Annotated in this window: 12 protein-coding genes; 7 read left to right on the plus strand and 5 right to left on the minus strand. The window is 45.0% G+C overall.

Annotated elements, in window-relative coordinates; all coding sequences use genetic code 11:
• Position 1: 1 nt before the first annotated feature.
• Positions 2–961, minus strand: coding sequence for an XdhC family protein (locus ICN48_RS05885; RefSeq protein WP_216152774.1), 960 nt, complete (start codon positions 959–961; stop codon positions 2–4).
• 63 nt (positions 962–1,024) lie between these two features.
• On the opposite strand from ICN48_RS05885, the gene ICN48_RS05890 reads away from it, so the two are divergent.
• A complete protein-coding gene (locus tag ICN48_RS05890; protein WP_216152775.1) occupies positions 1,025–1,675 on the plus strand; it encodes an NTP transferase domain-containing protein in 651 nt (216 codons plus the stop codon).
• Between the two features lie 10 nt (positions 1,676–1,685).
• On the opposite strand, the gene ICN48_RS05895 is transcribed toward ICN48_RS05890, so the two are convergent.
• The 3 genes from ICN48_RS05895 to ICN48_RS05905 are packed head-to-tail and all read right to left on the minus strand — an operon-like array spanning position 1,686 to position 4,259.
• Positions 1,686–2,144, minus strand: a complete 459-nt coding sequence (locus ICN48_RS05895) for a RidA family protein (protein WP_216152776.1) — start codon at positions 2,142–2,144, stop codon at positions 1,686–1,688.
• Positions 2,145–2,181: 37 nt separating this feature from the next.
• The gene (locus ICN48_RS05900; RefSeq protein ID WP_216152777.1) at positions 2,182–3,357 is read right to left on the minus strand and encodes a VWA domain-containing protein; all 1,176 of its coding nucleotides are present in this window, start codon (positions 3,355–3,357) and stop codon (positions 2,182–2,184) included.
• Between the two features lie 32 nt (positions 3,358–3,389).
• Complete coding sequence (locus tag ICN48_RS05905) at positions 3,390–4,259, minus strand: MoxR family ATPase (protein WP_216152778.1); 870 nt, start codon at positions 4,257–4,259, stop codon at positions 3,390–3,392.
• 161 nt (positions 4,260–4,420) lie between these two features.
• Between ICN48_RS05905 and ICN48_RS05910 the strand changes: the two genes are divergently transcribed.
• On the plus strand, positions 4,421–4,786 hold the full coding sequence (locus ICN48_RS05910) for a cytochrome c (RefSeq protein WP_216152779.1): 366 nt from the start codon (positions 4,421–4,423) through the stop codon (positions 4,784–4,786).
• A 31-nt stretch (positions 4,787–4,817) separates the two neighbouring features.
• Positions 4,818–5,171, plus strand: coding sequence for a cytochrome c (locus ICN48_RS05915; RefSeq protein ID WP_216152780.1), 354 nt, complete (start codon positions 4,818–4,820; stop codon positions 5,169–5,171).
• A 74-nt stretch (positions 5,172–5,245) separates the two neighbouring features.
• On the opposite strand, the gene ICN48_RS05920 is transcribed toward ICN48_RS05915, so the two are convergent.
• The gene (locus ICN48_RS05920; protein ID WP_216152781.1) at positions 5,246–5,884 is read right to left on the minus strand and encodes a GntR family transcriptional regulator; all 639 of its coding nucleotides are present in this window, start codon (positions 5,882–5,884) and stop codon (positions 5,246–5,248) included.
• 94 nt (positions 5,885–5,978) lie between these two features.
• On the opposite strand from ICN48_RS05920, the gene scpA reads away from it, so the two are divergent.
• Genes scpA through accC form a run of 4 tightly spaced genes read left to right on the plus strand, consistent with a single transcriptional unit; the run spans position 5,979 to position 12,787 of the window.
• The gene (gene scpA, locus ICN48_RS05925; protein WP_216152782.1) at positions 5,979–8,153 is read left to right on the plus strand and encodes a methylmalonyl-CoA mutase; all 2,175 of its coding nucleotides are present in this window, start codon (positions 5,979–5,981) and stop codon (positions 8,151–8,153) included.
• 14 nt (positions 8,154–8,167) lie between these two features.
• A complete protein-coding gene (gene meaB, locus ICN48_RS05930) occupies positions 8,168–9,193 on the plus strand; it encodes a methylmalonyl Co-A mutase-associated GTPase MeaB (RefSeq protein WP_216152783.1) in 1,026 nt (341 codons plus the stop codon).
• A gap of 10 nt (positions 9,194–9,203) precedes the next feature.
• Entirely contained in the window at positions 9,204–10,736 is a 1,533-nt protein-coding gene (locus ICN48_RS05935) for an acyl-CoA carboxylase subunit beta (protein WP_216152784.1), read from the plus strand.
• A gap of 26 nt (positions 10,737–10,762) precedes the next feature.
• Positions 10,763–12,787: an acetyl-CoA carboxylase biotin carboxylase subunit gene (gene accC / locus ICN48_RS05940; RefSeq protein ID WP_216153052.1), complete on the plus strand. Its 2,025-nt coding sequence runs from the start codon at positions 10,763–10,765 to the stop codon at positions 12,785–12,787.
• Positions 12,788–12,803 lie beyond the last annotated feature (16 nt).

Here is a 12,803-nt window from a genome sequence, read left to right on the forward strand (position 1 = left end):
TTTAGGTTTTCTTCGGAATACTTACGCCATATTTAACGGCAATCACTTCCGCCAGAATCGAAACAGCGATCTCTGGTGGGGTGAGGGCGCCAATATACAGTCCAACAGGGCCATGTAGCTTCTCAGCTTGTTCTTGGCTGACATCAAACTCTAGTAAACGCTCTTTGCGTTTCTGAGTGTTTTTACGGCTTCCTAATGCGCCTACATAAAAGGCGGGCGACTTCAGAGCTTCCATCAGTGCCATATCGTCTAACTTAGGATCATGTGTAAGCGCAACAACCGCTGTATGAGAATCAACACCAATCTCTAGCAATACATCGTCTGGCATGCCCTTTGAGAAAGTAATATCTGAGCGATTAAGGCCCTCAGCATATTCTTCACGTGGATCGATCACAATCACTTCAAAGTCAGAGGCTAGCGCAAAATCTGCGGTATATAAGGAAAGCTGACCAGCACCAATCATGACCATACGCCAACGTGGGCCGTAAGTCGTTTGCATTGCTTGCTCGGAGCAGGCAAATTCATCGCTGCGGTCACCTTGGCTGAGAGTGGATTTCCCGGAAGCTAAATTTACAGAGCGGCGGGTAATTTGATGAGAAGAAATATTTGCAAGTAATTTTTCCAGCACTGCTAATTCTGGCTTAGGCTCAACCAATAATCGCAAAGTCCCGCCACAAGGAAGGCCAAAACGTGCGGCCTCTTGTTGGGTTACGCCATAAACGACCATTTCGGGGGTATCGCGAGTAAGAATTTCAGTTTGGACTCGGCGTATCAGATCATCCTCAACGCAGCCGCCAGAAACAGACCCAGCTACTTGCCCGTCAGCCCGAATAGCAAGCCAAGAGCCTATTGGACGTGGTGCTGAGCCCCATGTCTGTACAACGGTCGCAATAGCAACAGATTGACCCGATTGGAGCCATTCAACGGCGGATTTGAGGACGCTTAAATCAGTACTGTTCATGCTTTTTCTTTTTATATGTTCTTTTGCAAATATTTTTATTAATAACTATTTATTATCACTCTAATGACCGTTTCTAGTGAACCTTCCAAAAACTCAAAATTGCGCCTAGCCATCATCATATTGGCTGCGGGTCAGGGGAGTCGTTTGGGCGGATATGCCAAAGCCTTATTAAAAAAGGATGGGGACAGTTTGTTAACCCGCTTCATTCAAGCAATTCAAATTTGTGATCCCCTCGAGACTTTGGTAGTCACCGGCTTTTACTCAGACAAAATTGAAGCGGAGATCAATTCATTAAAACCAACTATCCATAGTTCAATCACTTTGGTGAAAAATCCCAATCCAGATTTAGGTCAATCTTCTTCTGTACGTCTGGGTCTTGAGTCGCTAAAGTCTGAATATGATGTTTTGTTAATTGCGCTATGTGATCAGCCTAGTATCGCTAGCGCTGAGATCGAGGTATTGTTAGAGCAATTTAATCAAAGAAGCGCAAATCAAGAAATTGTGTTGCCGATGATTAATAATCAACGCGGCAATCCAGTATTGTTTTCAAAGCGGGCGATTGAAAAAATCCTAGTAACCCCCGAGATGGTCTGTAGACCCTATATGGATCAGCATCCAGAACTAGTTAAAGTATTTGTGACTGAGAACCAAGCCTATTTAATGGATGTCGATACACCAGCTGATATCCAGAAACTAGGACTTGATCCTATTTAATTTAATTGAATTAAATTTCAGCGATTAATTCAATTTCAACACAAGCCCCAAGCGGGATCTGTGCCACACCAAATGCACTACGCGCATGTTTTCCAGCATCACCAAACACTTCAAATAGTAGTTCTGAGCAGCCATTCACTACCAGGTGTTGCTCTGTATAGCTGTCAGTGGAGTTAACCAATCCCATGACTTTAACAATACGCCTTACTTTGTCTAAAGAGCCCAAATGATTTTGCAAGGTAGCAATCAAATCAATTGCAATCGCGCGCGCGGCAGTTTTGCCAGTCTCTGTGTCCATATCCTTACCTAGTTTTCCAACCCAAGGTTTGCCATCGCGTTTAGCAATATGACCAGAGAGAAAAACAGTATTGCCAGTGGTAGCTGCCATGACATAGGCAGCAGCAGGGGGTCCTGGTGGAGGTAAATCAATTCCGAGGGTTTTAAGGCGTTCGCTGATGTTTATAGTCATATTGAATATCGTTTATTTAAATTGAATTGTTTAAATCTTACTTGGAAAGTTGACACATGGCACTTTCAAGGCCATTTAAGGTGACTGGGTACATACGATCTCTCATGAGGTTTTGCATAATATCGATCGATTGACGATATTGCCAAATGGATTCAGGTTCTGGGTTCAGCCAAGCAAAGTGGGGAAAGTGATCGATAAGTCGATTAATCCAAACAGCGCCTGCTTCCTTATTGTTGTATTCAACGGCACCATTGGGACTCAGTATTTCATAAGGAGACATGGTCGCATCGCCAACGAAGATCAACTTATAGTCCGGCCCATACTTGTTAATGATGTCTTGAGTGGGTGTAACTTGATCTCGCCGCCGGCGATTGCTCTGCCAGAGATTTTCATAAACACAGTTATGAAAGTAGTAATGTTCTAAATGCTTAAATTCGTCTTTAGCAGCAGAGAATAGCTCCGCTATACGCTGAATATGATCATTCATCGAGCCACCAACGTCCATGAGTAGTAACACTTTGACTTGATTGTGGCGTTCAGGCCGCATTTGAATATCGAGCATGCCAGCATTTGCAGCAGTTGAATGAATGGTCTTATCTAAATCAAGCTCCATCGTAGAGCCTTCTCGAGCAAAACGCCGCAAGCGTCGTAAGGCCACTTTGATATTGCGGGTGCCTAAAGCTAAATCGCTGTCATAGTCTTTAAATTCTCGAGCCTCCCAAACTTTGATGGCAGTTCTATTGCCAGCACTTTCACCACCAATTCGAATGCCTTCAGGATGGTAGCCGCTATGACCAAAGGGTGAGGAGCCTCCAGCGCCAATCCACTTATTACCGCCCCCATGCCATTCTTTTTGTTCTTTTAAGAGTTCCTCAAGACGCTTCTTCAAGGCGTCTGGACCACCCAATTTTTGGAGTGCCGCTTTTTCTTCATCAGTCAGTACGCGTTGTAGCTTTTTCTCAAGCCAATCTAGCGGGATGTCTGGTGAGAGAGCAATAATTTGCTCAACACCATTAAAGTAAGCCCCAAAAACTTGGTCAAAGCGATCAAAGTGCTGCTCGTCCTTAACCAGGGTCATGCGTGAGAGTTGATAAAACTCATCAATAGAAGGATTAATAACGCCTGATTTCAAGGCCTCCAAAAGAGTTAAAAATTCTCGGACTGAAACAGGCACCTTGGCCTCTTTCAGGTTAAGGAAGAATTGAATCAACATGAAAATTCTGTGCGCTGATGAATTGCTGTGTACTAGCGATGATTGCGATTCATCATTACCAAACGTTCAAACAGGTGAATATCTTGTTCGTTTTTCAGAAGTGCACCATGTAACGGCGGAACCGCTATCTTTTCATCGTTGCTATGAAGTGCTTCTGGTGGAATGTCTTCGGCCAGTAAAAGCTTGAGCCAGTCAATTAACTCCGAGGTAGAGGGTTTCTTTTTAAGTCCAGGCAAAGAGCGTATTTGGTAGAAGGCCTTGAGGGCCGCCTCCAGAAGATCTTGCTTAATATTGGGGTGATGGACATCCACGATACTTTGCATTGTTTGCGCATCAGGAAAGGTAATGTAATGAAAGAAGCAGCGACGCAAGAAAGCATCCGGCAATTCTTTTTCATTATTGGAGGTAATGATGACGAGTGGGCGATGTTTCGCTTTAATTAATTCACGAGTTTCATAAACATAGAACTCCATGCGATCAATTTCACGTAACAAGTCATTCGGAAACTCAATATCAGCTTTATCGATTTCATCAATTAGCAACACTGTAGGTTCATCGGCTTCAAAGGCTTGCCAAAGAACGCCCTTAACAATGTAGTTGCGAATATCTTTTACTTTTTCATCGCCCAATTGCGAGTCGCGCAAGCGGCTGACAGCGTCATATTCATAAAGACCTTGTTGCGCTTTTGTGGTGGACTTGATGTGCCACTGCAATAGCGGCATGTTCAGCGCGGCCGCCACTTCCTCGGCAAGCATGGTCTTACCAGTACCTGGTTCGCCCTTAATGAGGAGCGGGCGTTGTAGTGCAATTGCTGCATTGACTGCTAGCTTGAGATCGTCCGTAGCAACGTAGCTTTGGCTTCCATCGAAGCGGTTCTGAGGTGAAGAGGTGTGTTTGCTCATTTTGCCGTCTATAAAGTACAGGGTTAAGCGTTCCAGTATAGGTAAATGAGGCAAATTTTTCAGTATTTATAGTGTTTTTGGCCTCTGAAATGGCGAGAAGGGCATCTGTCCGCTATACTCTTGCCAATTGATCAAAATCAAACTCATTAATAATGATTTTTATGAAAAAACTCTCAATTCTTCCTCATTTAGCTGTTGTCGCAACCTTCGCTTTTGCTGGTTCTGTTGCTCAGGCTGATGAAGTAAAAGGTAACGCCGCTGCTGGTAATGCCAAGGTTTGGCTATGTGTTGGCTGCCATTCCATTCCCGATTACCGTGCTGATTACCCTTTGGTTTACAAAGTGCCTATGTTGGGCGGCCAGAATGCTGCTTATGTCGCTACTGCTTTGTCTGAATATAAAAAAGGCGATCGTAAGCATCCAACGATGCGTGCCATTGCTGCTAGTTTGTCTGACCAAGATATGGCTGATATCGGCGAATACTATGCCGCGCAAACTGCCAGCTCACCTAAAAACCCATTGAAGTGATTCATTGATAAAGATACATAGAGATACTTTTATGAAATTCGCACTAATTACAGCAGTTTTGCTCTCAAGCATTGGTTTAGTAAACGTGGCAAATGCTGCTAGCGTCGATAAAGGCCAGGCATTGGTGGAGAAGGCTAACTGCGCTTCTTGTCATGGTGCAGGACTAAATGCCCCAATTTTGCCAGCGTACCCAAAGCTAGCTGGTCAGCATGCTGACTACCTCTATTACGCACTGAAGGCTTACAAAGTAGGTAACGGCAATCCTCAATACGGTCGTATCAACGCCATCATGGCTTCACAAGTTCAAGTCTTTACTGATGCGGATTTACAAGATATTGCAGCTTATGTTGCTTCACTACCTGGTAACTTAGTCGTTAAAAAGTAAACTTCCTTAGGCTGCTTACATCAAAGGCTTAGAAGAATCTTCTAAGCCTTTATTTTTTATAGGTTTTTCAATATTTAACGAAGCGCCTCTAGACCTTGGGCAAGGTGTTTCCGCATAGTTGATTCAGCTGCTTGCTCATCTCGTTTTAACAGTGCCCTGAGTATTTCCCTGTGCTCAACTAGGGAGTTTTGCAGTCTTCCAGTACTTGTTAATGATTCTCTGCGATGTAATTTAAGGACCTTACGCAGGTCGGCAATGACGCCATTCATCCAGCGATTGCCTGCAATTTCTTGTATTAATTCATGAAATTTGCCATTTATCTCAAAAAACTGCTCAATATCACGATCAGCAGCTGCTTTTTCCAGGCGATGGTGCAAGTGGTCCAAGAGGTTTAACTCAGCCTCTGTCGCCTTAATAGCGGCTTCTTTAGCTGCCTGTCCTTCCAAAAGTGAGAGGACAGTAAAGATTTGTTCCAGATCCTTCCTGGCAACCTCCGTTACATAAGCGCCCCGGCGCATCTTGATGGTGACAAGGCCTTCAGATGCCAAAACCTTAATGGCTTCACGCATAGGTGTGCGGCTAATGCCAAATTGATCGGCCAAGGATTGCTCATCAAGCCAGCTCCCGGGGGCTAGCTGTTTGCTAAATATCTGCTCCCGAAGTCTATCGGCAACATCCTCATATAGAGGTCTATTATTCAGTTTTGTATTCATAATTATGAATACATTATGTAGACAAATAAATAATTGTCAAGCAAAATGTAAGGACATTACGATGCAACGCAGCAAAAATTAACCAGGAGTTTTTGTGAGTTCTAAAGAAAATAATTCATGGCCATCATTTCCAAAAGCCAATCTGGAGGCTTGGAAAAAGTCGGCGCAAAAATCTGCACCTAATGGTGACGTTGATGCCTTAGGTTGGCAAACACCAGATGGAATTCATTTAAAGGCGTTGTACACATCCTCAGATGTTGAGGGTCTTAATTACACAAATACATTGCCTGGTTTTGAACCATTTGTTCGTGGTCCACAAGCCACTATGTATTCAGTGCGTCCATGGACTATTCGTCAGTACGCCGGCTTTTCCACCGCAGAAGAATCTAATGCTTTTTATCGCAAAGCACTGGATGCAGGCGGTCAAGGTGTATCTGTTGCATTTGACTTAGCTACTCACCGTGGTTACGACTCAGATCATCCACGTGTTACAGGCGACGTTGGTAAGGCTGGCGTTGCAATCGATACTGTAGAAGATATGAAGATTTTGTTTGATGGCATTCCATTGGATAAGATATCTGTATCAATGACAATGAACGGTGCCGTATTGCCTGTGTTGGCTGGCTATATTGTTGCCGGTGAAGAGCAGGGCGTAAAGCAGGAGCAGCTATCAGGAACGATTCAGAATGACATTTTGAAAGAGTTCATGGTGCGTAATACCTATATTTACCCGCCAGAGCCCTCGATTCGTATTATTGGCGACATTATTGAGTACACCGCCAAACATATGCCCAAGTTCAACTCGATTTCTATTTCGGGTTATCACATGCAAGAGGCAGGCGCCAACCAAGTATTGGAATTGGCTTTCACATTGGCTGACGGTAAAGAGTATGTAAAAACCGCGCTCGCAAAAGGACTTGATGTCGATGGTTTTGCAGGTCGCCTCTCTTTCTTCTTTGCAATTGGTATGAACTTCTATCTTGAAGTTGCAAAGTTACGTGCTGCACGTTTGTTGTGGTGGCGCATCATGAAATCCTTTGAGCCTAAGAACCCAAAATCTCTGATGTTGCGTACACACTGCCAAACATCTGGCTGGTCTTTGACTGAGCAAGACCCTTATAACAACGTCGTGAGAACAACAGTAGAAGCCATGGCAGCTGTATTTGGCGGTACACAATCATTGCACACCAATTCATTGGATGAGGCGATTGCCTTGCCTTCCGAGTTCTCAAGCCGGATTGCTCGTAATACTCAATTAATTTTGCAAGAAGAAACGCATATTCCAAGTGTGATCGATCCATGGGCAGGCTCTTACATGATGGAGAGCCTTACTCAAGAGATGGCAGACAAAGCTTGGGAAATCATCCAAGAAGTAGAAGCCATGGGTGGTATGACAAAAGCAGTTGAAAGCGGTTGGGCTAAGCTCAAAATTGAAGCTGCAGCAGCTGAAAAGCAAGCCAAGATTGACTCTGGCTCTGATGTGATCGTGGGTGTTAATAAATACAAACTAGGAAAAGAAGATCTGGTTGACGTATTAATGATCGATAACGATAAGGTTCGCGAAGGTCAGGTTGCGCGTCTGAAAGATATTAAGGCCAGGCGTGATTCCAAAAAAGTAGAGGCTGCGTTAGAGGCATTAACCAAGGCTGCTGAAGATAACTCCGGTAACTTATTGGAGTTGTCAGTAAACGCAATTCGTTTGCGTGCAACTGTAGGTGAAGTTTCTGATGCCTTAGAAAAAGTTTACGGGCGCCATCGCGCCGATACTCAAAAGGTGACTGGTGTGTATGCAGCTGCTTATGACTCAGCCGAAGGCTGGGCAAAACTCCAAACAGAAATTGCCGACTTTGCCAAAGACTTTGGACGTCGTCCACGCGTCATGATTGCGAAGCTCGGCCAAGATGGTCATGACCGTGGTGCAAAAGTAGTGGCCACTGCTTTTGCCGACTTAGGGTTTGACGTGGATATTGGACCGTTGTTTCAAACTCCTGAAGAGTGTGCTCGTCAAGCAATTGAGAACGACGTTCACGCATTAGGCGTTTCAACATTAGCGGCTGGTCATAAGACCTTGGTGCCAGCCATCATTGCTGAATTAAAGAAGCAAGGCTCAGATGACATCATCGTGTTCGTTGGTGGCGTCATTCCTAGGCAGGATTATGAATTCCTCTACGAAGCTGGTGTAAAAGGTATTTACGGTCCAGGCACTCCAATTCCGGCTTCGGCTAAGGATGTGCTTGAGCAAATTCGCAAGTCTGTGAAACCAGCTTAATACGGATCATAGGCATGCTTGAAGCTGCTGATCAGGTTCTGGTGAATGATCTCACTGGTGCGCCTTCGCTTAAACAGCGACGCGCATTGGCAAAGATCATTACCTTACTTGAATCGACTCGACTAGATCACCGTCATCGTGCAGATGATGTACTCAATACTTTATTGCCCAAAACAGGCAAATCATTTCGTTTAGGAATTTCAGGGGTGCCTGGAGTTGGTAAATCAACCCTGATTGAAACTCTAGGCCTTTATCTAATCGAAAAAGGTCATCGAGTTGCCGTATTGGCGATTGATCCTTCTTCAAGTATCTCTGGTGGCTCCATTCTGGGTGATAAGACTCGCATGGAGCGCTTATCTGTTCTTGAAAATGCCTTTATTCGCCCCAGCCCATCGTCTTGCACGCTAGGCGGAGTAGCAGAGAAGACGCGTGAAGCCATGTTGGTTGCAGAGGCTGCTGGCTTTGACGTCATTATTGTTGAGACGGTCGGTGTGGGGCAGAGTGAAATCGCAGTTGCTGGTATGACAGATATGTTCCTGTTGTTGCAGCTGCCAAATGCTGGCGATGATCTGCAGGCAATTAAAAAAGGTGTGATGGAAATTGCCGATTTAATTGTGATCAATAAAGTAGATATTGATCCTGATGCCGCTATGCGTGCTCAATTATTCATTACGAGTTCATTACGTCTATTGGGCTTTCAGGGCAACCCTGATCATGTCTCCCATATCAAAGAGGTATGGCATCCCCAAGTCATGGGCTTAAGCGCTTTAGAGGGTAAAGGTGTCCCAGAGATGTGGGATAAGGTTTCTCATTTTGCATCACTTCAGAAAGCCAATGGGAGATTTGATTCTCGTCGCAAAGAACAGGCTGGAGCATGGATGTGGGATCGCATTGATGCCGGATTAAAAAATGCATTTCGTAGCAATGTGGCAGTGCAAGAACTTCTACCAAGTTTGAGCGCCCAAGTAAACCAAGGAACCATGGCAGCTTCAGTAGCAGCAAGACGATTACTGGAAGCCATGGGGCATGAATTTTTCTAAGGAGTAAGAAATGAAGGACATCATTGAGCAACTGGAAGCCAAGCGTGAGCTCGCCCGATTGGGTGGCGGGCAAAAACGTATTCAAGCTCAGCATGCTAAAGGCAAATTAACTGCTCGTGAGCGAATTGAGCTCTTGCTGGATGCTGGCACCTTCGAAGAGTGGGATATGTTTGTTGAGCATCGCTGTCATGACTTTGGCATGGCTGATCAAACTGTTCCTGGCGATGGCGTTGTTACCGGCTACGGAATGATTAACGGCCGCTTAGTGTTTGTGTTCTCACAAGACTTCACTGTTTTAGGTGGCTCCTTGTCAGAAGCTCATGCAGAAAAGATTTGCAAGATCATGGACCAAGCACTCAAAGTAGGCGCTCCTGTAATTGGTTTAAATGATTCTGGCGGCGCCCGTATTCAAGAGGGCGTTGCATCTCTTGGTGGTTATGCAGAGATATTCCAGCGCAATGTCACTGCATCCGGTGTAATCCCCCAAATCTCATTGATCATGGGTCCCTCAGCTGGTGGTGCGGTTTACTCCCCAGCATTAACGGATTTCATCTTTATGGTCAAAGACAGTTCTTATATGTTTGTGACTGGTCCTGAAGTCGTTAAGACCGTAACCCATGAGGATGTAACTGCTGAAGAATTGGGCGGTGCAGTAACTCACTCAACCGTGTCCGGTGTATGTGATCTGGCTTTTGATAACGATGTTGATGCGATCATGATGTTGCGTCGTTTCTTTAACTACTTGCCCCTCTCTAATCGTGAAAAACCACCTTTGATCAAGGGTGCGAATCGTACTGAAGAGCCGGATTTTTCTTTGGATACATTGGTCCCATCCAACCCAAATCAACCCTACGATATGAAAGAGTTGATTGAGAAGATCGTAGATGACGGCGAGTTCTTTGAGTTACAGCCTGACTATGCAAAGAACATTGTGATTGGCTTTGCTCGTATCGAAGGTCGCTCTATTGGTATTGTTGCCAATCAACCTTTAATTCTAGCTGGCTGTTTAGATATCAAGGCATCCATTAAAGCAGCGCGCTTTGTACGCTTTTGTGACGCCTTTAATATTCCTGTAGTGACCCTAGTGGATGTTCCTGGCTTTATGCCTGGCACCGCCCAAGAATACGGCGGAATCATTAAGCATGGCGCTAAATTACTTTATGCATACGCAGATTGCACTGTACCTAAGGTGACATTGATTACCCGTAAGGCCTATGGTGGCGCTTATGATGTGATGGCTTCCAAGCATTTACGAGGCGACGTGAACTTTGCGTGGCCTTCAGCAGAAATTGCTGTGATGGGTCCTAAAGGTGCTGTAGAAATTATCTTCCGTGAAGAAAAGTCAGATCCACAAAAGATTACGGCACGTGAAGCCGAATATAAGTCTAAGTTCGCCAACCCCTTTGTAGCAGGGCGTCGCGGCTATATTGATGACGTCATTCTCCCGCATGAAACCCGTAAGCGTATTGCTCGTTCACTGGCAATGCTCAAAGATAAAGATTTGAAGAATCCTGCGCGTAAACACGGCAACATTCCTCTGTAAGGCGCTGACAAATTATGACTACGAAAATGTTTAAGAAAATTTTGATTGCTAACCGCGGTGAGATTGCTTGCCGTGTAATGATGACCGCTAAAAAAATGGGCATCAAAACTGTAGCTGTATATTCTGAAGTCGATAAAGAGGCGCGTCACGTGCAACTGGCCGATGAAGCAGTTTGCATTGGACCGGCACCTTCACGGGAATCTTATTTGGTGATGGATCGAATTATTCAGGCCTGTAAGGAAACCGGTGCGGAAGCAGTTCACCCTGGCTATGGCTTTCTATCTGAGAACGAGCAGTTTGCTAAACGCTGTGAGGATGAGGGCATTGTTTTTATTGGTCCTAAGCATCAATCTATCGCCGCAATGGGCGACAAGATTGCCTCTAAGAAGCTTGCCTTAGAAGCTAAAGTCAACACCATTCCTGGTTATAACGAGGCGATTGATACTACTGAAGAAGCGGTCAAGATTGCCCAGGGTATTGGTTACCCCGTCATGATTAAGGCATCTGCAGGCGGTGGCGGCAAAGGTTTGCGTGTTGCATTTAATGACAAAGAAGCAACTGAAGGTTTTGCTGCTTGTAAGACCGAGGCAATGAATAGCTTTGGTGATGACCGAATCTTTATTGAGAAGTTTGTTGAAGGCCCACGCCATATTGAGATTCAGGTGCTGGGCGATTCGTATGGCAACGTGGTTTACCTTAATGAGCGCGATTGCTCGATTCAGCGTCGTCATCAAAAAGTCATTGAAGAAGCGCCATCACCATTTATCGTTTCTGCAATCCGTAAAGCCATGGGCGAACAAGCGGTTGCTTTAGCTAAGGCTGTGAACTATCAATCTGCCGGTACGGTTGAGTTTGTTGTTGGAAAAGATAAGTCTTTCTATTTCTTGGAAATGAATACCCGCTTGCAAGTTGAGCATCCAGTGACAGAAAGCATTACTGGCCTTGACCTAGTTGAGCAAATGATTCGTGTTGCTGCTGGCGAAAAATTGGCATTTAAACAAGAAGATGTGAAGCTAGATGGCTGGTCAATGGAATGCCGTATTAATGCGGACGACCCATTTAGAAACTTCTTGCCTTCGACCGGCCGCCTCGTGAAATACCGTCCTCCAGAGTCTATTAACGGCGTTCGCGTTGATACCGGCGTGTACGAGGGCGGCGAGATTCCGATGTATTACGACTCAATGATTGCCAAGTTGATTGTGCACGGCAAGGATCGCACTGAAGCCATTGAAAAAATGCGTGCCGCTTTGAATGATTTTGTGATTCGCGGAATTCATTCGAATATTCCATTTCAGGCAGCGTTATTGCAGCATCCACGCTTTGTGAATGGAGACTTTACTACTGGATTTATCGCCGAGGAATATCCAGAGGGCTTTAAAAAGGATTCCGTACAACCAGCCGATCCTAAGCGTTTGGCCGCCTTAGCCGCATTTATGCGCTATCGCTACCTTCAGCATATTCAAATGATTGATGGTCAATTGGCTGGCCATGAAATGATCATTGGCAAAAAGTTTGTTGTCGTTACTGGCAAAAAAACTGGCTCGATGGATGATCCTTATGAGGTTCCTATTCGGGTTGAGATCAAAGATGGTATTTATTCTATCTATATTGATGAAGCGGATGGCGTAAGTCGTTATGACATCGTGAGCGATTGGCGTCCAGGGCAAATTTGTCTACATGCCACCATTAATGGTACCCATAAAATCACTGCACAAGTTGAGCGTCGTGGCGTCAGGTATGCATTAATTCTCGATGGCGTGCATTTTGAGTGCATGGTTCTAAGCCCTTTGGGCGCTGAGCTACAGCGTCGCATGCCTGTTAAGCTGCCGCCAGATACTTCTAAATTAGTCATGTCTCCAATGCCTGGTCTTTTGACGAAGATTGCCGTTAAGGTTGGCGAGGCAGTTACCGCTGGCCAAAAACTGGCTTCGATTGAAGCCATGAAAATGGAAAATACGCTATCTGCAATGCAAGATGGTGTCGTTGCTGAAATCTGCGCAAAAGAGGGTGATAGTTTGGCGGTAGACCAATTGATCATTCGCTTTGAGTAATCCAGTTGTAAAAAGG

The organism is Polynucleobacter sp. JS-Safj-400b-B2, assembly GCF_018881975.1.
Lineage (GTDB): Bacteria > Pseudomonadota > Gammaproteobacteria > Burkholderiales > Burkholderiaceae > Polynucleobacter.

Bases quoted from the DNA above. Each gene is read 5' to 3' on its own strand.
- ICN48_RS05885 (WP_216152774.1), bottom strand. From the start codon at position 961: ATGAACAGTACTGATTTAAGCGTCCTCAAATCCGCCGTTGAATGGCTC.
- ICN48_RS05890 (WP_216152775.1), top strand. From the start codon at position 1,025: ATGACCGTTTCTAGTGAACCTTCCAAAAACTCAAAATTGCGCCTAGCC.
- ICN48_RS05895 (WP_216152776.1), bottom strand. From the start codon at position 2,144: ATGACTATAAACATCAGCGAACGCCTTAAAACCCTCGGAATTGATTTA.
- ICN48_RS05900 (WP_216152777.1), bottom strand. From the start codon at position 3,357: ATGTTGATTCAATTCTTCCTTAACCTGAAAGAGGCCAAGGTGCCTGTT.
- ICN48_RS05905 (WP_216152778.1), bottom strand. From the start codon at position 4,259: ATGAGCAAACACACCTCTTCACCTCAGAACCGCTTCGATGGAAGCCAA.
- ICN48_RS05910 (WP_216152779.1), top strand. From the start codon at position 4,421: ATGAAAAAACTCTCAATTCTTCCTCATTTAGCTGTTGTCGCAACCTTC.
- ICN48_RS05915 (WP_216152780.1), top strand. From the start codon at position 4,818: ATGAAATTCGCACTAATTACAGCAGTTTTGCTCTCAAGCATTGGTTTA.
- ICN48_RS05920 (WP_216152781.1), bottom strand. From the start codon at position 5,884: ATGAATACAAAACTGAATAATAGACCTCTATATGAGGATGTTGCCGAT.
- meaB (WP_216152783.1), top strand. From the start codon at position 8,168: ATGCTTGAAGCTGCTGATCAGGTTCTGGTGAATGATCTCACTGGTGCG.
- ICN48_RS05935 (WP_216152784.1), top strand. From the start codon at position 9,204: ATGAAGGACATCATTGAGCAACTGGAAGCCAAGCGTGAGCTCGCCCGA.
- accC (WP_216153052.1), top strand. From the start codon at position 10,763: ATGTTTAAGAAAATTTTGATTGCTAACCGCGGTGAGATTGCTTGCCGT.